Origin of the sequence: Mycobacterium sp. (assembly GCF_965230835.1) — a bacterium.
Classification (GTDB): Bacteria; Actinomycetota; Actinomycetes; order Mycobacteriales; family Mycobacteriaceae; genus Mycobacterium.
This window is the reverse complement of the sequence record NZ_CBDDLW010000002.1, coordinates 3,114,527-3,136,574: the sequence shown is the minus strand read 5'-3', so window position 1 is coordinate 3,136,574 and position 22,048 is coordinate 3,114,527. Positions and strand designations below refer to the sequence as shown.

General features: G+C 62.1%; 17 protein-coding genes and 3 pseudogenes. 11 read left to right on the top strand and 9 right to left on the bottom strand.

All coding sequences use genetic code 11. The features are described 5' to 3' along the window. Positions 1-337: 337 nt before the first annotated feature. Positions 338-1,021 (bottom strand): phosphonatase-like hydrolase, encoded by a 684-nt coding sequence (locus tag ACO07W_RS14915; protein WP_421844312.1) that lies wholly within the window; start codon positions 1,019-1,021, stop codon positions 338-340. Positions 1,022-1,082: 61 nt separating this feature from the next. On the opposite strand from ACO07W_RS14915, the gene ACO07W_RS14910 reads away from it, so the two are divergent. The 5 genes from ACO07W_RS14910 (at position 1,083) to ACO07W_RS14890 (ending at position 6,257) form a co-directional block, all read left to right on the top strand. After that, complete coding sequence (locus ACO07W_RS14910) at positions 1,083-2,219, top strand: TIGR03364 family FAD-dependent oxidoreductase (protein WP_421844310.1); 1,137 nt, start codon at positions 1,083-1,085, stop codon at positions 2,217-2,219. A 141-nt stretch (positions 2,220-2,360) separates the two neighbouring features. Further along, a complete protein-coding gene (locus tag ACO07W_RS14905; RefSeq protein ID WP_421846023.1) occupies positions 2,361-3,362 on the top strand; it encodes a 2-aminoethylphosphonate ABC transporter substrate-binding protein in 1,002 nt (333 codons plus the stop codon). Between the two features lie 29 nt (positions 3,363-3,391). Further along, entirely contained in the window at positions 3,392-4,522 is a 1,131-nt protein-coding gene (locus ACO07W_RS14900) for an ABC transporter ATP-binding protein (RefSeq protein WP_421846021.1), read from the top strand. Beyond that, the gene (locus tag ACO07W_RS14895; protein WP_421844308.1) at positions 4,519-5,385 is read left to right on the top strand and encodes a 2-aminoethylphosphonate ABC transporter permease subunit; all 867 of its coding nucleotides are present in this window, start codon (positions 4,519-4,521) and stop codon (positions 5,383-5,385) included. Before ACO07W_RS14900 ends, ACO07W_RS14895 begins: the two co-directional genes overlap by 4 nt. Continuing rightward, on the top strand, positions 5,385-6,257 hold the full coding sequence (locus ACO07W_RS14890) for an ABC transporter permease (RefSeq protein ID WP_421844306.1): 873 nt from the start codon (positions 5,385-5,387) through the stop codon (positions 6,255-6,257). The genes ACO07W_RS14895 and ACO07W_RS14890 overlap by 1 nt, the downstream gene beginning before the upstream one ends. Here ACO07W_RS14890 and ACO07W_RS14885 read toward each other — a convergent pair. From ACO07W_RS14885 to ACO07W_RS14875, 3 genes and pseudogenes are all read right to left on the bottom strand, one after another. Next, positions 6,183-9,087: pseudogene (locus ACO07W_RS14885) on the bottom strand (RND family transporter). The gene ACO07W_RS14890 and the pseudogene ACO07W_RS14885 overlap by 75 nt on opposite strands. Then, the gene (locus ACO07W_RS14880; RefSeq protein WP_421846019.1) at positions 9,084-9,488 is read right to left on the bottom strand and encodes an MmpS family transport accessory protein; all 405 of its coding nucleotides are present in this window, start codon (positions 9,486-9,488) and stop codon (positions 9,084-9,086) included. Before ACO07W_RS14880 ends, ACO07W_RS14885 begins: the two are co-directional and overlap by 4 nt. Positions 9,489-9,526: 38 nt before the next feature. Further along, the gene (locus ACO07W_RS14875) at positions 9,527-9,898 is read right to left on the bottom strand and encodes a hypothetical protein (protein WP_421844304.1); all 372 of its coding nucleotides are present in this window, start codon (positions 9,896-9,898) and stop codon (positions 9,527-9,529) included. Between the two features lie 517 nt (positions 9,899-10,415). Here ACO07W_RS14875 and ACO07W_RS14870 point away from each other — a divergent pair. From ACO07W_RS14870 to ACO07W_RS14850, 5 genes and pseudogenes are all read left to right on the top strand, one after another. Continuing rightward, entirely contained in the window at positions 10,416-10,715 is a 300-nt protein-coding gene (locus ACO07W_RS14870; protein ID WP_421844302.1) for a PE family protein, read from the top strand. A 15-nt stretch (positions 10,716-10,730) separates the two neighbouring features. Continuing rightward, positions 10,731-11,969: pseudogene (locus ACO07W_RS14865) on the top strand (PPE family protein). A 171-nt stretch (positions 11,970-12,140) separates the two neighbouring features. Continuing rightward, entirely contained in the window at positions 12,141-13,370 is a 1,230-nt protein-coding gene (locus tag ACO07W_RS14860; protein WP_421844301.1) for an acetyl-CoA acetyltransferase, read from the top strand. 1 nt (position 13,371) lies between these two features. Further along, entirely contained in the window at positions 13,372-14,889 is a 1,518-nt protein-coding gene (locus tag ACO07W_RS14855) for a carotenoid oxygenase family protein (RefSeq protein ID WP_421846018.1), read from the top strand. A gap of 46 nt (positions 14,890-14,935) precedes the next feature. Beyond that, positions 14,936-15,406 (top strand): VOC family protein, encoded by a 471-nt coding sequence (locus ACO07W_RS14850; protein ID WP_421846017.1) that lies wholly within the window; start codon positions 14,936-14,938, stop codon positions 15,404-15,406. Positions 15,407-15,409: 3 nt separating this feature from the next. Here ACO07W_RS14850 and ACO07W_RS14845 read toward each other — a convergent pair whose 3' ends face one another. From ACO07W_RS14845 to ACO07W_RS14825, 5 genes and pseudogenes are all read right to left on the bottom strand, one after another. Beyond that, entirely contained in the window at positions 15,410-15,844 is a 435-nt protein-coding gene (locus tag ACO07W_RS14845; RefSeq protein ID WP_421844299.1) for a hypothetical protein, read from the bottom strand. Positions 15,845-16,010: 166 nt separating this feature from the next. Further along, positions 16,011-16,469: a type II toxin-antitoxin system Rv0910 family toxin gene (locus tag ACO07W_RS14840; protein ID WP_421844297.1), complete on the bottom strand. Its 459-nt coding sequence runs from the start codon at positions 16,467-16,469 to the stop codon at positions 16,011-16,013. A 4-nt stretch (positions 16,470-16,473) separates the two neighbouring features. Further along, positions 16,474-16,653, bottom strand: coding sequence for an antitoxin (locus ACO07W_RS14835; RefSeq protein WP_421846016.1), 180 nt, complete (start codon positions 16,651-16,653; stop codon positions 16,474-16,476). A gap of 264 nt (positions 16,654-16,917) precedes the next feature. Further along, complete coding sequence (locus ACO07W_RS14830) at positions 16,918-19,305, bottom strand: cation-translocating P-type ATPase (protein ID WP_421844295.1); 2,388 nt, start codon at positions 19,303-19,305, stop codon at positions 16,918-16,920. Next, positions 19,302-20,648 (bottom strand): annotated as a pseudogene (locus ACO07W_RS14825) (serine hydrolase); the annotation flags it as partial. The pseudogene ACO07W_RS14825 and the gene ACO07W_RS14830, both read right to left, overlap by 4 nt. A 125-nt stretch (positions 20,649-20,773) precedes the next feature. Between ACO07W_RS14825 and ACO07W_RS14820 the strand changes: the two are divergent. Then, the gene (locus ACO07W_RS14820; protein WP_421840071.1) at positions 20,774-22,048 is read left to right on the top strand and encodes an IS256 family transposase; all 1,275 of its coding nucleotides are present in this window, start codon (positions 20,774-20,776) and stop codon (positions 22,046-22,048) included.

Below are 22,048 nucleotides of genomic sequence, written 5' to 3'. Positions count from 1 at the left end.
CGAAGCCCGAATTCAAACTACTACAAACAGTCGTATATGTCAGCACGCAATGAACCGCTGATCAGTGCTAGCTTGTCGCAACACATTTCATTGCTGCCCTGGTCCAGGGCCAGGTGTGGCCCCGCTCCCGCGAAATTCGATCGCGCAGCTACCGACTTATGCGGATTCGTCGAGCACGGTTCTGCGGTACCTACGGGCGGTAAACCCTTGCGCCAAACCTGTGCACTACCGGGAGTAGGTCACTCAAGCCGAAGTGCGCTGGCGTTGCCAACTTCGTCGCACGAAAGCACCAATGCGTTTGAGAACACCGATCAGCTGATCAGGGGGATTGAGCCGTTCAGCATTGCCCGAGCACACTCGGGATGTCAGCAACGCTATCAAGGATGTAGTCGTGATCTTCAGCCGCCAAAGCGGCGCGGTCGACCTCTCCCGTGAGCACACCGACCGCGACGGCGCCGGCGTTGCGGCCTGACCGAACATCGACAGCGGTATCGCCAGCTACTAGTACCGAACGCACGTCATGCGCGTCGCAGGCCTCCATCGCGCGGAAGATCATGTACGGCGCCGGGCGGCCGGCGGGCACCGCTGATGTGGTGATGACCGCATCGACCGTGTGATCGGGCCCATCGCCGGCAGTCCAGCCCAGCGAGTCCAGCAGCGGTGCGACAACATCGTCGGAAAAACCAGTCGTCAGAGCCACTTTGATGCCCCGGGAACGTAGTTCGGCAATCGTGTCCACCACACCGGGCAGGGCAACCGGCGGCTCGTCGAGATACGCCTGGTGCAGGTGAGCCCGGAACGCATCAAAGGTGCTCGCGACCAGATCGCCGGCCGGCTCCACTCCGCCCAGCCGCAACAGATTGGTGATCGCCTCGACCTTGTCGGTGCCCATCCATTTTTGAAGGTCATCAGCGGCGACGGTGGCGCCGGCTTCTTCCACCGACCGTTGCAGCATCCGGTAGACAGCGCCGCCATCGTCGATGGTCGTGCCGGCCATGTCGAGGGCTACGAGAGCGATCATGGGGTGCAGGTTACCGTGTGGTGCACTTGAACTCGACCACGTTGCCGCTCAGTCTTGTTGCGTGACTTTGACCCGAATTTCTTCAGATGAGTCCTACGATGTCGTGGTTGTGGGGGCCGGGATAGTCGGGCTTGCCCACGCAGCTTGGGCCTTCGACGCTGGCCTGCGTGTTCTGCTCCTCGAGCGCGACCATCGCGCGGTCGGAGCCTCGGTGCGAAACTTCGGGCACATCTGTGTCACCGGCCAGTCCGGCGAGTTACGCGAACTTGCCGGGATCGCCCGCGAGCGCTGGCTTGAACTCGGTCGGCGCGCCAGCCTGGAGGTGCGCGAAACCGGTGGCGTGGTGGTTGCTCGTCATCCCGACGAACTGGCCGTCGTCGAGGAGCTCTCCAGTCGCGGCCACGAAGGACTTGGCTTGCTCAACGCGGCCGAAGTGCGCAGAAAGCTAGGCGAATGCGGAGCCGACGATATTGTCGGCGGCGCCGAACTCCGGTCGGACTTGCGAGTGGACCCACGCGTCGCCGCGCCTCGGCTGGCCAGATGGCTGGCCGAGCAGTCAGCCGTAGACGTCCTCTTCTGCACCAACTACCTGGGATTCGACGGCCATACCGTACACACGTCACGAGGTAGCGCGCGCTGCCAACGGGTGATCGTCTGCGTTGGTCACGACCTGGACTACCTCTACCCGGAGTTGGCCGAGGCGCATGATGTCGCGCGCTGCGCGCTACAAATGGCACTTGTCGAGGCTCCCGCGGGCGTCGTCATCGACCCCGCCGTCTTGACCGCGACATCGCTGCTGCGGTATTCGGCATTTGCCGGAACCCACGCCTCGCAAGCACTGCGGCACCGTCTAGCCGCCACGCGTCCCGATCTGCTCGACATCGATGCCAACATCATGATGACCCAGCGCCCCGATGGCACGCTGATCATTGGCGACTCACATCACACCGAGCCCACCGCGGACGCCTTCTTGAGTGAGCGCACCAGCGACACATTGCGTCGCGCTATGTGCGAGATACTCGGTGTCGATAGTCTGACGTTCCATCAACGCTGGCAAGGCGTGTACGCGTCCAGCCCACACAACGACTATCTTGTCGCCGAACTCAGCGACCGCGTGTCGGTACGAGTGGTCACCGCCGGAGTCGGCATGACCATCGCATTCGGCCTAGCACAGCGCTATTTCCCCAGCCCTGCTTGATGAATGCCGCCTTTATTCTGCGTGAACAAACAGCATCGACGGTCGCCATTCTGACGGCAATCACGTGGACTCTCATGTCGGGGACCCGCGACGGACCGTGAAGGGAGGCACCGCGAATTGCCGTTCAGGGCAGGTACAACTATTGCGTCGACGCTCACCGTGGCCGTTCTTATGGTCAGCGGGTGCGGCGGCACCGGACACACCGAGGCCGGCACCGTCACCGTCTATTCCGCCGACGGCTTGGCGGCCTGGTACAAAGACCGTTTCCCGGCCTTTACTCGCCGAACCGGCATCCCTGTCAACCTGGTCGAAACCGGTTCCTCAGAGACAGTGGCGCGGATTACCAATGAGCGGCACAACACACAAGCCGATGTGGTTATCACCCTTCCCCCGTTCATCCAGGAGATCGCCATGCACGGCTTGCTGGTGGCCCATGGAGCCGACGTCGCCGACATTCCACAAAATGCCCGCGATTCGCAGGGGCGCTACGTCACCATCGTGGACAACTACCTGACCTTCATCGTCAACAACGAGGTCGCCGTGAAGCCACACACCTGGTCAGATCTGCTCGCGCCCCGGTTCAAAGGCAAGCTGCAATACTCCACTCCGGGCCAAGCCGGTGACGGCACCGCAGTCCTAGTCCTGCTCAACACAATGTGGGGTCGAGACCGCGCATTGGACTACCTACAAAAGTTGCAGTCCAACAACGTCGGCCCGAGCAAGTCGACCGGCTCGCTCCAGGAAAAAACGTCGCGCGGCGATATCGTTGTGGCCAACGGCGATGTTCAGATGAACCTTCGCACCTTGCGCAGCGGGCAAGGAAACTTCTCGCTGTTCATGCCTGCGGATGCAGACGGCCAACGTCGTACGGTGGCCATCCCCTATGTAGCCGGGATGGTCAAAGGAGCCCGGCATCCCGAACGGGCGCGCAAACTCCTGGACTTCCTCCTTTCGCTCGAGTCGCAGCGAACCATTGGACCGGTCGCAGTTGGGTACCCCGCGCTACCGGCCGCCCGGGACTCCGTTGACGACAAGCAGCGCCGTGTCATGGCGGGCATCGACGTCGTGCCGGTCGACTGGCCCTTGGTCGCCACGAAATTCCGGGCGGATATGGCAGCCTACGATCAGGCGGTGCACCGGTGACCAATCCTGTTAAGGCGCAGAAGAACACGATGACGTCACAAAGCAAGACACCCACCGGTCCGGATTTTCCGGTAGCCATCGAGCCAGCGATTTGCTTCTCGCGCGTCTCGGTAACCTACGGCAAGACAACCGCATTGCGGGACTTCAGCCTTCGCGTCGAGCCAGGTGAGACAATGGCCATGCTCGGGCCATCCGGCTCGGGAAAGTCGACCGCGCTATCTGTACTCGCAGGGTTCGTCCGGCCTTCATCGGGCAGGATTCAACTTTTTGAACGAGACGTCACGAACCTGCCGCCGGCCCGCCGCGGGATCGGCGTCGTCCCCCAGTCGTATGCGCTGTTTCCGCACATGAAGGTCGCAGACAACGTTGCATTCGGGCTGCGGGCTAGGCGCTCGTCGCGGTCCCAGATCGTCGACCGTGTCGCGGAATGCCTTGAGCTAGTGGGGATGAGCGCCTACGCCGACCGGCTGCCACGGGAGCTGTCCGGCGGTCAACAACAACGTGCCGCCATTGCGCGCGCCCTTGCCATCGCACCAAAGATCTTGTTGCTCGACGAGCCACTGTCAGCCCTCGATGCGAAACTTCGCGCCACGATGCTCGTCGAACTCTCCGCTCTCAAGCACCGTCTGCCCGACACCACAATGGTCTACGTCACCCACGATCAAACCGAGGCGCTGGCGCTGGCCGACCGAATCGCGCTGCTCCGCGACGCTCAGTTGCATGCCGTCGGTACGCCGGAGCAGCTGTGGACCAGGCCGGAAACACAGTTCACCGCTCAATTCCTCGGTGGTGCCAACTTGTTGCGTGGCCGGGTCAAAAACCTCGCATCAGGTATCGCCGACGTTGAACTGTCCCAGTCCCTGACGCTGCAGGCCGTCGCAACTCCCGCGGTCAAAATCGGTTCAGTGGTGGACCTCGCTGTGCGGCCGCACGCAGCCGCGATCCACAGTGTGGGTACCGCCGACACCCACGCCGCCAGAGTCACCACAGCGATGTGGCGTGGAACATCGACACGGGTCACCGTGGCGCTGCGCGACGTCCCGGACTCGCTGCTCGACATCGACCTTCTCGGACGCTGCGAATGGGCGGCTGACCGTACCGTCGGCGTCCGCTTCGAAACACCTTCCGGCGTCGCGATCGCCGTCGACGGGACACCATGACGGCCACGGTCGAACACGGCGCAGTTCCCGCGGTGGCGCCGCCGAGGAAGTTCGACGTCTCTCGGTACCTCGTCACGATCCCCCTGGCGATTGTCCTGTTTTTCGCCGGATATCCGCTGTTCCGAGTTCTCGCTCAAGCGACGAGGACTTCCGCCGGCGGCTGGGGAACCGAGACGATCGCCGCTACGCTCACCTCACGTTCATTCCACGAGGCGGTGCGCAATACCGTCACCATTAGCGTCGCGGCCACTCTCGGGTGCCTGCTACTCGGAATCCTGGTCGCAACATTGATCGCATTCGCCCCGTTTCGGGGTTCCGGCATAGCCTCCAAGCTCATCGATGTCATTGTTGCGATGCCGTCGTTCCTGGTTGTGCTGGCATTCGTCTTTCTCTACGGCAAATCGGGAGCAGCACACGCGATCATCGGCGACTCGGTCGACTTCTCGACCTTTCTCTCCTCCTCGACAGGCATCGTGTTCGCCGAAGTTACCTTCTTCACCCCGTTTGTCATACAGCCGCTGCTCGCCGCTTACAGCCAGCTGCCACCGGCCCAGCTGAACGTCGCAGCAAGCCTTGGCGCGTCGCCACTGCGGGTATTCACCCAGGTGCTTTTCCCTGAGATTGTTCCCGCATTGTCCGCCAGTGGCGGAATTGCAGTTTTGTTGACGCTCAACGAATTCGGCATCGTCGCGTTCACCGGCGCCAAGGGGGTACGGACTATCCCGACGCAGATCTACACCACTGGCATTGTCACCGCAGACGTACCCGCCGCGGCCGTGTACGCATGCACGCAGATCGTCTTGTCACTCGCGCTGTTCGGGGGTTTCAGATTGCTTACCCGTCGGCTGGGAGGGCGGCGCTGATGTTGTGGTGGAGTTCGACCTCACGCCACATCGCACGTGGGCTGTTTGTTGTCATCGGCATAATCGTGTTCGCCTTACCGATGATGGCAATCGCCATCGCGGCCTTTTCTGACAGTTGGACCGGGCTGGTGCCTTCGGGGTGGACGGCGGGCCATCTGCGGGAAGCTCTTTCCGGCGAGAACCTTGCGAGTTTGTCCGTCAGCGTCCAGACCGCCGTCATTGCCAGCGTGATCTCGGTGGTGCTCGGAGTAACAACAGCGATCTTGGCCCGCGGTGCGCCGACATGGCTTGCAACACTTGCCGCCGGCGTCTTCCACATCCCGGTGGCAGTACCGTCGGTCGCGATCGGTCTGGGAATACTTATCGCCTTCAACGAGCCACCACTCATTCTGGGTGGGCGTGCGGGAATCGTGGTAGTTGCCCATACCGTGCTGGTGCTCGCGTTCGCCTACAGCTCTGTAGCCGCCGCGGCGCGACACATCGATCCGGGGTTGTACCGCGTGGCCGAATCGCTTGGTGCATCACCGATGCGAATCCTATTCACGGTCACGCTCCCGTTGCTGGCCTCAGCTATCGGCGGTGCGGCAGGTTTGTCGTTGGCACTGTCGATGGGTGAACTCGGAGCCACAGCCATGGTGTATCCGCCGACGTGGCGCACTCTGCCGGCAAAGATCTACGGGTTGGCCGAGCATGGCGACACCCTGCTGGCAGCCGCCTGCACACTTGTCCTGCTCGTTGTCGTGGTTGTTGCGCTGGCGACGGTGTCACAGATGCCCGGTGCAAAAACGACGTCTGGGCTATTGGGAAGAGGACGTCGCGTCTTTCGTTTCCCTCGGAATGCCCTGCAAGAGTGCACGAACCAGAGGACGTGATCCATAGGGCCGAAGCATCGGGCTCGCGGGGCGGGAGCGTACGCGTTGAGGCCACCAGAACCACCGCCCAAGAAGGGCCGCGATAGAAGGCGTCAGGAACGCACGAACCACCAGTGTGTCGAACAGCAGCCCAAGTGCGATCGTTGTTCCCACCTGAGCGAGCACCGTCAAGTCACTGAAAGTGAACGTGGCCATGGTGGCGGCGAACACCAAACCAGCGGCGGTGACGACACCACCCGTACTGCCCATGGCGCGGATAATGCCGGTGTGCAAACCAGCGTCGCGTTCTTCCTTGAAGCGCGAGATCAGCAGCAGGTTGTAGTCCGACCCCACCCCCAGGAGCACGATAATCGCTAGGGCAAGCACTACCCAATACAGTTGGATGCCCAAAATGTATTGCCACAGCAACACAGAAACACCGAAAGAGGTGCCCAACGACACCGCTACGGTGCCGACGATGACAAGCGCGGCAACCAAGCTTCGGGTGATCATCATGATGACCAGCAAGATGAGGCTCAGCGCGGCGATGGCGGCGATCAGCAGGTCGTATCTGGCGCCGTCCTGAATATCTTTGTAGGTCGCCGCGGTACCCGCGAGAAAAAACTTCGCATTGGCCAATGGGGTTGCTTTCACGGCCTCCTTCGCCGCCTCTTTGATCGCATCAACACGCGCGATGCCCTCCGGAGTCGCAGGTTCGCCCTCATGCGTGATGATCATGCGGGCAGCTTTGCCGTCCGGGGAGAGGAAAAGTTTAAGTCCACGTTTGAAATCGGGATTGTCGAAGGCTTCCGGAGGCAGGTAGAAGGAATCATCGTTCTTCGCGGAGTCGAATGCTTCGCCCATAGCCGTCGCATTTTCGATCGCAGCCGCTGTCTGGTCCAAGATCCCGGACTGGGTGGCATAGCTCGATAACGTCAGTTCCCGATTGGTCTTCTGGCTGGCGATCTGGGGAGGAATGAGCGCCAACAACTGCGGCTGGAGGGCATCCAGTTTGTCTAAACTTGCCGTGACATTTCCGAATTGTTCGGTGAGCGCGTCGATTCCGTCGACCGCGTCGAAAATGGATCGCAGCGCCCAGCAGACCGGAATATCGTAGCAATGGCGCTCCCAGTAGAAGTAACTGCGCAACGGCCGGAAGAAATCATCGAAATTGGCGATCTTGTTACGCAGGTCTTTTACCGTGGCGACGGTTTCGTGAAACGCCTCAGCCTGCTCGCGCGTGGCGTCCGCGGCCTGCTGTTGCAACACAAATTGCTTCCGCAAAATCGCGATTGTCTTGTCAATCTCCCCTGCTTGCTTCAGCAGGTTCGCCGCATTGTCCTTCTGGTATTGCAGGTTCATGATCTGGCTGGCGCTTTGCATGCTGATCTGAAACGGGATCGAACTGTGCTTGATCGGCGTTCCCAATGGTCGGGTAATAGACTGCACCTGGGCGATACCCGGGACATGCAGGATACTCTTCGCTACTTTTTCCAAGATCAGGAAATCGGCCGGATTACGCAGATCGCGATCGGTCTCGATCATGAGCAACTCGGGGTTAAGCCGAGCCGGAGAAAAGTGGCGTTCTGCTGCAGAATAGCCGACATTTGCCGGGGCGTTGGCCGGCAAGTAGGGACGCATGTCATAGTTCGTCCGGTAGCCGGGCAAGGCAAGCAGACCCACCATGACGACCGCGGACGCGACCACCAGAACGGGCCCGGGCCAGCGCACGATAGCTGTGCCGATCCGTCGCCATCCCCGTGTGCTGATCCTGCGTTTGGGGTCGAAGAGACCGAAAACGCTGGCCGCCGTGATCACCGCCGGGCCCAGAGTCAGCGATGCCGCCAGCGCGACCACAATACCGAGCGAGGCTGGCACGCCCAGGGTTTGGAAATACGGCAGCCGGGTGAAACTCAGGCAGAAGACCGCGCCGGCGACGGTCAGCCCCGAACCCAACACGACGTGGGCTGTACCAGCGAACATCGTGTGGTAGGACGCTTCCCGCTCCTGCCCCGCCTGCCTCGCCTCATGGTATCGACCGAGGAAGAATATCGCGTAGTCAGTGCCGGCAGCGATGACGAGCAAGGTGAGCAGATTGGTCGAGTACGTCGACAACCCGATAATTCCAAGATGCGCGAGCGTGGCGACGACTCCGCGCGCCGCGGCCACTTCGATCAGAACGACGCCCAGGGCCAGCAACGTCGTAACCGCCGAGCGGAAAACCAGGAACAACATCAACGCGATCACCAGAAAAGTGATGGCAGTGACTTTGTCGGTGCTCTCGCTGCCAACCTCGAACTGATCGGCAACCACCGTCGCCGCACCGGTGACGTATGCCTTCAGCCCTTCTGGCGCCGGTGTGTCAGCCAGGGTTTCACGGACGGCATCGACAGATTCAAGCGACCGCGCTTCGCCCTGATTGCCGCGCAGATAGATCTGCGCGTAGGCCGCTTTGCCGTCCGGACTTTGCGAGCCCGCAGCGGTCAGCGGATCCCCCCCAGAAATTTTGAATGTGCTCTACGTGCTTTGTATCCTGGGAGAGCCGCTGGATCAGCTTGTCGTAATAGCGATGCGCGTCGTCGCCCAACGGCTTGTCGCCTTCTAGGACGACCATTGCGGCACTGTCGGAATCGAATTCGTGGAACACCTGGCCGATTCGTTTCATCGCCTGCAGCGACGGTGCTTCGGTAGGGCTCAGCGAAACATTCTGCTGCTTGCCCACCACCTCCAGTTGCGGTACCGCAGCATTGGTAATGGCAGCGATCGCAATCCACACCAAGATGATCGGCGCCGAAAACCGACGAAGGATGCGCGACAGCGACGATCCCGGGCGAACCTGGGGGCCGTTCACGAGGACTTGTCCAGGCAGAAGGTGTAGGCGTTCACGTTGTTGACCGACCTTTCGTCCGTGACGACACCGTCGACTGTGATACGGCAGCCGATGGAATTCGACGTGCCTTGCGCAACGACATTGGCGAACACCGAAGGGTCGGTCGTCGTGATCGTGTATGTCCACGGCAAAGTCGCATCATCGACGCGCTGTGGCTGCGCATTGGCGTCCAAGTAGTTGATCGTCGCTACCGCGCCAGGAGGCCCGAATATCTCGAGAACAACGTTCTTGGGATTGAACGGAATGATCTCGTTGGAGATGACATCGGCGCCCGGACCATTTTGGTTGGAGCCGAATATGCCGTGCAGCCGATAGACGGTGAACCCTGCGACGGCGACCACCACCACGGCGACCAGCAACATCCAGCTACGCTTGATTAGAGCGACAATCGGAACCTTGTTCACCCGTTAGCCTTTCGACAACGTGCAGCACACCAGCCCGGTGATCGCGCCACTACTGATCTCACTGCCGCCGACCGGCGGCTGGCATACCCACCGCGCCGTCGCAGCAAATCACCACGTAGCCTCTCGCTGTCCACAGCGAACAGGGCCTCGCCGTCACTCTCGATCGCCGCGGCCAACACCAGGCAGGCTTTGGCGGGCCAGCTTCGACAGACCGTCACCTTGCCGAAAAGCCAGGCGGCCGCGACTGCGTCGACCGGCACGCGGTCATACCCGCTTTCCTGCGGTAACCGCACCGTCGCGGCGGGCAACTGAGCCTCTCCGGGGGACCACGACGTGGACTCTGCAGCGCGATCGGCAATCCGGGCCACAGCGCCCACCTTAGAACGGCGGGCAAAGTCCAGTCCAGTACCGTTCCGCACGCGACCGCGACCAGATCCCCGCCCGCTACCTGGACGAACGCGATGTCCGGTCGTTCGATGACCTCGCCTACGACTGCTCGCGGGTGAACATCTGATGCCTCGGAGCCGGTTCACTTGTGCAGCTAGTTCCGCTACCCCGGGAATCGACGGCAGGAGAGTTCCAGCCGGCCGGTACAGCCCCGCAGCGGCGACGCCACAATTGCCGGACTCGTCAACACCGCGCCGCGAAACGTGTCGCATCGGCAAATCCGAGCATCAAATACGGCAAATTCTTCACCCCGTAAGTACCGATCGTGGCCAAACCGAGCCGATTCAACTGAGGACGAAGTACGCTGCAGCTAAGGAGTGCGTTCCATCTAGGTTCTCCAGACATTCTCGGTGTCTAACTCCTTTATTGGACAGGCGCTTCGGAATTCTGCATGTGATGTCGCCGGTCAGTTCACCTCGATCGGAGTTAGGGGATCAGATGTCGTTCGTGGTCACCCAGCCGGAAACTCTGGCAGCCGCGGCCGGGCACTTGAAGGAGATAGGTTCGGCGGTCGGCGCGCAGAGCACAGCCGCGGTTGCTCCCACGACCGGGGTGGTTCCAGCGGCTGCCGACGCGGTGTCGGCGCTGACGGCAGCGCGGTTTATCGAGCACGCCCGGATGTTTCACGCGATGAACGCCCAAGCAGCAGCAGTCCACGACGCGTTCGTGGCCAACTTGGCGGCCAGTGCCGGGTCATATGAAGCCACCGAAGCCGCCAACGCGATTGCGACTGGGTAAGGGAAAGAGCGGGCCATGGACTTCGGGGAGTTACCGCCTGAGGTCAATTCGGGCCTAATGTATACCGGCCCCGGGGCGGGGTCGATGCTGACGGCCGCCGCTTCCTGGGATGGGCTGGCTGCGGCAATGCGTTCGGCGGCCGCTTCGTATGGTTCGGTGGTTGCGGGATTGAAGTTCGAATCGTGGCTGGGTCCTGCGGCGGCGTCGATGGCGGCCGCGGCCGCACCGTACACCGGGTGGCTCAGTGCCGCCGCGACTCAAGCACAACAGACCGCCGCCCAGGCCAGGTCGGCAGCCACCGCCTTTGAGGAAGCCTTCGCTGCGACCGTGCCGCCGGCGTAGATCATGGCCAATCGCAGCCAGCTAGTGTCGCTGGTCGCGCAAAACACCCTGGGCCAGAACAGCCCAGCAATCGAGGCCATCCAGGCCGAGTACGCCGAGATGTGGGCCCAGGACGCCGCCGCTATGTACAGCTATGCGGGGGCGTCGGAGGCCGCGTCGACCCTGGCACCGTTCAGCGCACCGACGCAGACCGCCGATCCGGCGGGTCCGGCTGCCCAAGCGGCTGCGGTCGCAGAAGCTGTCAGCGCCGATCCGGCGGCAACGGCCCAGGCGGCGTTGGCGCAGCTACTGGCGCTTTCCGCGCCGGCCAACTCGCTCACCTCAGGGCTCTCGGGACTCGCATCGAGCCCCACCGGACCATTACCAGCCGCACCTATTCAAATCCCGACCCCGATTGGTGAATTGGATGCGATAGCGCTGTATATCGCGGCCATCGCAACGGGCAGCTTCGCCCTGTCGTTGACCAACAGTTTCCGCCCGTGGAATGCCCATCAATTCAATGCTGGCGCTTTGGGGCCGACTCAAGGCCAGGCAATCCGCTCGGGAAAAGATGTGCTGGTGTCAGCCCCGAACCCCGCCGTATGGGGCGCCGCTACGTCAGCGGGCGTTGGCCACGCGGCATTGCTCGGTTCCTTGTCGGTACCGCACAGCTGGACCACTGCCGCCCCCGAAATCAAGCTGGCCGTCGAGACCCTGCCCAGCACCAGCACCAGTGCCACACCAACCGGCCTGGGCGGCGCGTCGGCAGGTCTGTTGAGCGGAATGGCGCTGGCGAGCTTGGCCGGACGCGGCATCGGCGGTACCGACACCCGGGATGCCGTTTCCCGCGACCAGCAGGGACAACCGGAACGCAAGCCCACCGTTGTGGTGATACACAAGCCGCCGCCCACCGAAGAGGTGCCGCCACGGTGACCTCAACAAGCTCTTGACCGTCGGGCGCGGGCTCCTTGATGCGGTCCCGGCAGTGGCTATCTCGGCTCGGAGTTCGACAGTTGTCGCCGGTCGAAACATGCTTCTTCCGAATGACTGGCCCAACAATGTCATTCAGCAGGTCCGTCTTTCCGTTTGTAGTAGCGTGCGGCTATGGAGGACCGCGTGTGGATTCTCGGCGGCTATCAAAGCGATTTCGCTCGCAACCTGAGCAGAGAGAAACTGGATTTCGCCGACCTCACCAAAGAGGTCGTAGACGCCACGCTGGTCGCCGCCAAAGTGGACGCCGCCGACGTAGCTGCCACCGGGGTCGTCCACGTCGCGAATGCCTTCGGCGAGATGTTCGCCAGTCAAAGCCACTTAGGGGCGATGCCGGCCACCGTGCGCGACGACCTGTGGGGCGCCCCAGCTTCGCGGCACGAAGCCGCGTGCGCATCCGGCAGCGTGGCCACGCTTGCGGCGATCGCCGACCTGCGGTCGGGCGCGTACGACACCGCGCTCGTGGTGGGTATTGAGCTGGAGAAGACCGTTCCGGGCGACATCGCGGCCCAACACCTCGGCGCGGCCGCCTGGACCGGGCACGAAGGAGCAGAGGCCCGTTACCTGTGGCCTTCGATGTTCGCGCAAGTAGCCGACGAGTACGACCGCCGCTTCGGTTTGGACGACACCCACCTGCGCGCCATCGCCGAGTTAAACTTCGCCAACGCACGCCGCAACCCCAACGCGCAGACTCGTGGCTGGACCGTTCCCGAGCTAAGCCGGACAGACGACACGACCAACCCGACCGTCGAAGGCCGATTACGGCGCTTCGACTGCAGCCAGATGACCGATGGAGGGGCGGGACTCGTCCTGGTCAGCGATGCCTATCTTCGGGATCATCCCGACGCGTGCCCGATCGGGCGTATCGACGGCTGGGGCCATCGCACTGTCGGTCTGGGGCTTCGACAGAAATTGGAGCGTTCGTCCGACGATCCGCACGTCCTGCCGCACGTGCGGTCCGCGGCGCTCGATGCTCTGCGCCGAGCACGGACCAGCATCGACGAACTCGACGGATACGAAGTGCACGACTGCTTCACCCCCAGCGAGTACCTGGCTATCGACCACATCGGGCTGACCGGCCCCGGCGAATCGTGGAAAGCGATTGAAAACGGTGAGATCGACATCGGCGGGCGGCTTCCGATCAACCCCAGCGGCGGGCTGATCGGCGGTGGCCACCCAGTCGGGGCCTCCGGAGTGCGAATGCTCGTCGACGCAGCCAAGCAAGTTAGCGGTGCGGCCGGCGACTATCAAGTGGAAGACGCGAAAAAGTTCGGCACATTGAACTTCGGCGGCAGCACCGCCACCACCGTTAGTTTCGTTGTCAGCACTGCAGAAGGCACATGACATGGATGTTGAGATTGTTAGCAAGTTCTTGTCGACCCTGCCCGCGGACGACGACCACCCCTATCGGACCGGCCCGTGGCGGCCACAGACCACCGAGTGGGACGCGAGCGACCTGACCGCGGTCGAAGGCCAGATTCCCCACGACTTGGATGGCATCTACCTGCGCAACACCGAAAACCCGTTGCACCCGGCGTTCAAGATCTATCACCCGTTCGACGGTGACGGCATGCTGCATATTGTGGGCTTTCGCGACGGAAAAGCCTTCTACCGCAACCGTTTTATCCGCACGGATGGATTTCTGGCGGAGAACGACGCGGGCGAGCCGCTGTGGCCGGGCCTGGTCGAGCCAGTCCAGTTGGCTAAACGGCCGCAGGGCTGGGGCGCTCGCCAGGCTATGAAGGATGCGTCCAGCACCGACGTCACCGTCCACCGGGGTGTTGCGCTGACCAGCTTCTACCAGTGCGGAGATCTCTACCGGGTTGACCCGTATTCCGCGGCCACGCTCGGGAAAGAGACCTGGAACGGACATTTCCCGGTGGACTGGGGGGTGTCGGCGCATCCGAAGGTAGACAACAAGACGGGAGAACTGCTGTTCTTCAGCTACAGCAAGCAAGCCCCATATATGCGCTACGGCGTCGTCGACGAGACCAACGTGCTAGCACACTACGTCGATATCCCGCTGCCCGGGCCGCGGCTGCCGCATGACATGGCCTTCACCGAAAACTACGCCATCCTCAACGATTTCCCGCTGTTCTGGGATCCGAAACTGCTTGAGCAAAACGTGCATCTGCCACGCTTTTATCCCGACATTCCGTCTCGCTTCGCGGTGATCCCGCGCCGCGGCGGATCTGCCGACATCCGATGGTTCGAGGCGGATCCGACGTTCGTGTTGCATTTCACCAACGCCTACGAAGATGGCGACGAGATCGTGCTCGACGGCTTCTTCGAAGGCGATCCGCAGCCTACAGATGACGGTGCCGCCGGCAAGTGGGATCGACTGTTTCGCTTCTTGGCGCTGGATCGGCTGCAGACCAGGCTGCACCGCTGGCGGCTCAACCTGGTCACTGGCGCGGTCAAAGAAGAGCCGCTGTCCGAGTCCATCACAGAGTTCGGGACAATCAACGCCGACTATGCGACCAGCAGCTACCGCTACGCGTACGCCGCGACTGGCAAACCGGGTTGGTTCCTCTTCGACGGGCTGGTGAAGCACGACCTCCTGACCGGAAATCAGGAAGGCTACACGCTGGGCGACGGCGTGTACGGAAGTGAAATCGCGATGGCTCCGCGCAAAGACGGCACCAGCGAGGACGACGGCTATCTGGTCACCCTCACCACAGATATGAACGAAGACGCCTCGTACTGTCTCGTCTTTGATGCCGCCGGTGTCACTGACGGCCCGGTATGCAAAATCCAATTGCCGGAACGAGTTTCCAGCGGTACGCATTCAACGTGGGCCCCCGGCTGGCAGTTGCGGCGCTGGCGTGTTGCAGAATCGCCGGCAAGCGCTGTTGGGCTCTGACGTGTGCCCCACTCCTAGTACCGGAAAAGCATTCGGCAGCAACAAGATACCTCGAACAACAGCGCAATGGCCCGAGGAACTAGCGTCGATCGGCGCCATCCGTTTTGCTCGACGCACGTCGAATTTTGCTGAAACGGTGCGCTTTTACCGCGAACTGGTGCAACTTCCTCTCTACGAGACATTCGAAGCCAGCTACGGCAGCACGGGAGCCATATTCGGCCTACCCAACTCGAACCTGACGCTCGAAATCGTGGAAGCCACTGACGATGTCGCGGTAGACCGCCGCGAGCAACTATGCCTGTACTTCCCAGACAAGCAGACACAGCAAGTAGCAGCTGCGCGACTACACCAAGCTGCGCTGACACCAGTTGAGCAGCAACCCTATTGGGAGGCCATGGGAGCCGTCACCTATCACGACCCGGACGGCCGCGAAGTCGTGTTCGCTCCCTTTGTGTACGGAGTCAACGAACCCGGCGGCAGCGCTGCCTCAGAAATGCACGAGTTGCCGTCGCCCTGAGCCTCAGCGCTCGGACCGGTCGGCCCTCATGGCTGCACCCACCGCCCAGAGCGAGCACGCTACTGCACATCCAGCACTCGCCGCACCGAGGTAAAAGCCGTAGCCAGCCGACACCGGCGGGTTGACGTTCAAGTGGTAATACCACACCGTAAGCGCCACAATCAGCAGCGAAATAATCAGCGCGGCTATCGAAGCCGCCTTTACCGATAGGCCGCGTCCTACCATCGCCCCGGCCACCCACAGAGTCGAGGACAGCAAGACAATGAGCTGACCTGCACCGAAACCCGCCGGGAGTTCCAGGTTGCCTTGGCTACCTCCGATGGCATTGGCCCATCCTCCGCCGTTGACGGTGGTGGTCAACCACGGCACCCAGGTACTCGCCGACATGATCGCGGCGAAAAGCGCCACCACCCAACCAGGGCGCAGGCTGTGAGTCATATTTCGACATTAATCGGGTCTCAGGCCGGTCCGGCGTTCGGCACGCTGGCAAGGACCGCACCTCACAGCAGCTCAGAAGCCTAGAGCCGTTCAACCCGCCGTGACAGGGGTGACTCTCGGCCAGTCGAACCGTACATCGCTGTCAGACGCACACCCGTACAACAGCTCAGGCCAGGTTCCGACCTTGTTCTGGTCCCGCGAAAACCGTGACAAAATTGCGCAGCGATTCGTTGATGTCACTTCTCAACGCGGCGGCAACGACCATGCCGATTGGCCCAAAAAGCGCCGGCCCGCCCAGGCGCACGTCGAAGCTGACTACCGAGCCGTCGCCTTTGGGTGCGACTTTAGCGATCAGCTTGACCTTGACACCGCCGACACCAGCGCCGTTGAGCGTCATGCCCTCCGGTGGGTGGTAACGCACAATGGTCCATTTGACCCGGTTGGGCATGCCCTTGACCTCGACGATCGATTCGACCACCGCGCCCTTCTGCAGGTCCTCGGGCAACGTGCTGCGCCAGACTTTGTGGATTGTCAGCCACTCCCGGTAGCGAGACAGATCAGCGGCATGCGTCCAGGCATCCTCCGGCCGCAGCGGTACATCAATGGATCCAGAGAGTTTCGCCATGCGGTTAGTTCTTTTGGTCGCCGGCGTCGACGACTTTCCTAGCTTCCTCCTGCACCCGGTGGATGGTGTCGGAGTACTTTCCCTGGGTCTTCTCATCGACAAAGTCACCGGCTTTATTGATCACCGTGTCGGCCTTGTCCGCGTTCTGCGAGAGCAGGTCCTTTGCTTTGTCCAGGAGTCCCATACGCACGTCCCTTCCCCATTGCGTCCCCAGCATTGCTCGGAGGAAACCCATTTTGCGGGTGAAACCTTACTTGTCGGCGCCCTACACAGCCAATTCGCCCTAATCATCCCGCGCCGCTGAACGCCGTGGCCGCCTTTAGCCGAAAAGAAACAAACTGTTCGCGCACCTGCGACCAGCGCGCCAATAAGCCGTGTCACTGTCCCCCATTGAGGTCATTTTCAATGGAAGCCTCGTGAATACCCCGCCGCACAACGGCGCCGTGAGCTACCGCCAAATCCGCGGTTTCTCGCCGAGAGCAAGGGACCGGATCCACCACGTCGCCTCGATCGCCGCGGCACCGAGCAGCCCAATCCCCAACGCCATGGACGTCGTCACCAGATTCGACGGGTCAAGCAGGAATTTCTCGCGGGCCAGCGGAAGACTGAAAATCGCGACATATGCAAGGCCGGAGGCGACTACCAGCGCCACTCGCCACCACTGATATGGCCGCGCCACCACCGCAAGTACCCAGAGCGCGGTCACCAGCAGCGTGATCAGCGCCGCGGTCGACGCCTGGTCTTGTTCCTGCCAGGAAACATGGCGACCCCGATACGCCGCGAGATACGAGACAAAGGTCGCGACACCGACAACTAATCCAGACGGCAGCGCAGACGTCAACACTCGCCGGACGAACCCTGGATGGGCGCGCTCGTTGTTGGGTGCCAACGATAAAATGAACGCTGGGATTCCGATCGTGAACCAGGCCGCAATGGTCACATGAATCGGCTGGAACGGGTAGAGCAAGGGATCACGCCCCAGCGGTTTGGCAATCAAACACCCGATACCCACCAGCAACGCCAGCAACACCGAGTACACCGTCTTGGTCAAGAACAGATTCGCAACCCGCTCGATGTTTCCGATCACCCTGCGGCCCTCGGCAACGACATAGGGAAGCGTTGCGAACCGGTTGTCCAACAGCACAATCTGGGCAACAGCGCGCGATGCCGGGCTGCCCGCGCCCATCGCTACGCCGATATCAGCATCCTTGAGCGCCAGCACATCGTTGACTCCGTCGCCCGTCATCGCCACAGTGTGCTGGTGGGATTGCAGAGCGCGCACGATTGCCCGCTTCTGATCGGGCCGGACTCGACCGAAAGTGGTCGACGATTCCAGCGCGTCAGCCAGTTCCGGGGGATCCGCCGGAAGGCGACGCGCATCCAGCGCCTCTCCGCGAAGCCCGAGGTTGCCGGCGACCGCGCCGACCGACACCGCATTGTCTCCGGAAATAACCTTGACCGAAACATCTTGAGCAGCAAAGTAATCCAAGGTTTCTCTGGCATCAGGACGTACCTTCTGCTCGAGCACCAGGAGCGCGACCGGAGTAACGTGACCCGGCGCGTCTGGATGATCAACAGCCACGCTGCCCGCCCCCAGGAGTAGCACCCGCAACCCCTTTTCGCCGATCCGCTCGGCTTGTTCGGCAGCCGCCGAATCCGGGTGCAGCAAAACATCAGGCGCGCCGATCACCCAATTGCCGTGATCGCGGTAGGACACGCCGCTCCACTTTGTGGCCGACTTGAAAGGGGCTATCGCTGTGGCGGTCCAGGCCGGCGCCGACGGATAAGCCTCGGCTATCGCCTGCATGCTGGCATTCGGTCGAGCGTCGGCGGCCGCGAGCGATGCCAGCACATCGGCAACGGTCTCACGCTGACCCACCACGGCAATTTCTTGAAGATCCGCGAGACGCATCCCACTCTCGGTCAAGGTTCCGGTCTTGTCGGCGCAGACGACGTCGACCCGGGCCAATCCCTCGATAGCAGGTAACTCCTGCACCAGGCAACGTCGACGGCCAAGCCTGACGACGCCGACGGCAAATGCGATCGACGTCATGAGCACTAGTCCTTCGGGAACCATCGGCACCAGGGCGCCCACCGTCCGTAGCACCGACTCGCGCCAATCCGCGTGCGTGGTGAACAGCTGGGTGTAGATCGTCAATAGCCCCGCCGGAACCAACAAGTAGGTGATGAATTGCAGGATTCTGTTGATACCGCTGCGCAACTCAGATTTCACCAAAGTGAATTTGCTGGCCTCGGCGGCCAACTTGGCGGCATACGCTTCGCGACCCACTTTGGTGGCGCGGTATGCCCCCGCGCCAGCAACGACAAAACTCCCTGACAGCACGGCGTCACCCGCGACTTTGGCGACCGAATCAGCCTCTCCGGTAAGAAGCGATTCATCGACTTCAAGGTTCTGCTCCTCGATGATCTCACCATCTACGACGACCTGGTCCCCTGCGCCCAGTTCGATGATGTCGTCGAGCACCACCGCACTCGGCGACATTGGTCGAGTGCCAGATCGTCTGCGCACCGACGGTTTCGCCTGGCCGACTATCGCCAGCTTGTCCAACGTCTGTTTGGCCCGGATTTCTTGGACCATCCCGATGACGCTGTTGGCGATGATAAGCAAGCCAAACATGCCATTGATCACCGAGCCCGTTACCAAGACGATGATCAGCAGCACCCCCAGAATTGCATTGATCCGGGTGAAAACATTTGCACGGACGATCTGGGCCACACTGCGGGTGGCGCGTTCCGGAACATCGTTGCCCTTGCCTTGGGCAACCCGTTGTGCCACTTCTGCATCGGTCAGGCCGGTGGCTACCGCTGGTGTCACCGGGCGAACGTTCCCAGCCCGTTGGAGTCGTAGTACTCCAGATTTAGCTTGGTGTGTGGAACCTCGGAGAAGACAGCCATCGAAATCGTTCCCGGTGGGCCATTTTCGGTGGAAATCCCGAACGTGAATGTGTCGCCGTCCCAGTGCGACAAGCTGACTTTTTGGTTCTTCGGCCCCAGCGACAGCTGCAATTGGCCGTCGTGTTGGGTCACCGTGGCTGGACCCCAATACTCGTTGGTGTACACCCCCACAAGATCATCGAGAGGTTTGCTTGGCGCCGGATTTGCCGGCGGCTTCTTGCCGACCAGCAAGCCCAATGGATTGTTCATTGGAGCGATCCTCTTCCTGTACAGGGCCGCCCAGTCCTCACGCACCTCACCGTATTGCACCAGGTCCATGAATTCCGCGGTCAGCGCCTCCGGCACGCCGATCGGTGAGGCGTTGGTCAGCACGACGAAACCGAGGTCTTCGGACGGCAGCACCGCGAAGTTCGTCGACGCCCCCATCGAGAAACCGCCGGAATGGCTGTACTGGGTACGCCCCGACGACGTTACCGACGCATTGAAACCGTGACCGTAGAAACTTGCCCGCGCTTTCGGCGATTTCGCGGCCACCGAGACAACCTGCGGCGTTGTGGCGGGCAGTAGCGCCTCCGGCGAAGTGATCTGACCCCCGTGGTAGCTGCCGTCGGCCAGCAGCATGGCTAGCCATCGCGCCATGTCGTTGACCGACGAGCTCACCCCGGCCGCGGGAGTCTGAGCATCGGGATTCCGCTGAAACTTTGGCTGCCAGGTGCCCCCGACCTTCGCGTGGTTGACCGCGCGATTCGGCCGCGCCACGAAATCAGCGAACCGCGAACTCGTCGACGACATACCCAACGGCTGGTAGAGCACCTCGTCGGACAAATCCTCCCAGGATTTTCCGGCCGCAGCAGCTACCGCGTTGGCAGCGGCGGTAACCCCGAAATTTGTGTAGGCGTAGCTATTTCGAAACGGCGCCAGCGGCAGGTGTTTCAACCGGTCCAGCACCTGCCGCCGGTCGTAGCCCAAGTCCTCGAGTTTATCGCCGGCATGGTCAGGCAACCCGGAACGATGCGAGTACAAATCTGCGATAGTCACATGGCCGGTGACATAGGGATCGTCGAGAGCGAACCACGGCATCTTGGACACCACAGGCGTATCCCAGGCGATCACGTTGTCGGTCACCTCATGGGCAACCACGGTAGCGCCGATCGACTTCGACACCGACGCCAGCTGAAAAACGGTGTCAGCGTCGACCCGGTTGTCTTCGCCGTCGCCATTATCTGCGTCCTTGACACCAAATCCCTTCGCGTAGACCGTCTGGTCGCGTCTCATCGCTGGTGTAAATGGTCACGGGCGTAGGTTCCGTCGCAACCGACGAAAGCTATGAAGGAGGGGCTACGCCCGTGACCAAGCGAGTATCGCCGATTGAGCGTGTGCGTGTTGAGATGGATCAGTTGTTCGCCGCGACCGAGCGGCCGTTGACCGAGATTTTGGAGGAGGTCGGGCGGTTATCGGTGCGTCTGGTGTTTCAGGTCGCCGTGGAGGCCGAGGTAGAAGCAGTGTTGGGCCGAGCCCGTCACCAGCGTCGGGTTCAGGACGGCCCGGGCGGGTACCGCAATGGGTATCAACCGCCGGCGACGGTGAAGACCACGATGGGCTCGGTCGAATTATGCCGCCCGAAACTACGCGACACCGACGAGCGGTTCTGTTCGCGGCTATTCGGTGCCGGGGTGACGCGCACCCACGCTCTGGAGGCGTTGGTGATTTCGGGATGGGTGCGCGGTTTGTCGGATCGCGACATCGAGGCCGCGTTGGCCGAGGTGCTGGGCTCGCAGGCGGCGTTGTCGCGCTCGACGGTGAGCCGGATTTGTGCGGCCATCAAAGACGAGTTCGCTGCGTGGTCGTCTCGACGCCTTGATGAGCTGGTGTTGGACTACCTGTTCTTGGATGCCTCGAACTTTCGGATGCATCCCAACGCCCCGGCCGAGCCGGTGCTGGCCGCCTGGGGCATCTGCACCGACGGCAAGCCCCTGTTTATTGGGCTGGCCCCAGCCGCAGCGGAGTCGGCTGATGCGTGGGCCGACTTCTTGGCTGACCTGAGGAACCGGGGACTACGCCCGCCGCTACTGGGCATCTCCGACGGGGCGCCGGGCCTGATCGCCGCATGGGAGACCACGTTTCCGGCAAGCCTGCGTCAGCGGTGTCTGATCCATCGCTGCCGTAACGTCATCGCCAAGACACCTGTCGCGGTCCAGGACGAGATCAAAGCCGCGTTCTGGTCGATCTTCGATGACATTGACCAGCCACCCGGCCAGCAGGCCGTGGATGAAGCCACCCGCCGCGCCGAGGAGTTCACCACCACATACCGCGGGCTCTACCCAGCCGCGGTCGCTTGCCTGGCCAACGACTTCGCCTCGCTGAGCGTGCATTTGCGCTTCCCCCGCCAACACTGGACACGCATCCGCCATTCCAACCTCATCGAACGCACCTTCGGAGAATCCCGTCGCCGGGTCAAGGTCATCGGCCGCCTACCCGGCGAAACCAGCTGTCTGTCGCTGGTATGGGCCGTCCTCGACCGCGCCAGCCGCGGCTGGCGCGGAGTCACCCAAACATCAGCGACCAGCCGCCACCTCCAAGAACTACGCCACCAACTGCTCGAGCCACCCCGCCCACTGCATCCCCCCACCACAACAACCACGACCGACACCACCGCCGCGTAA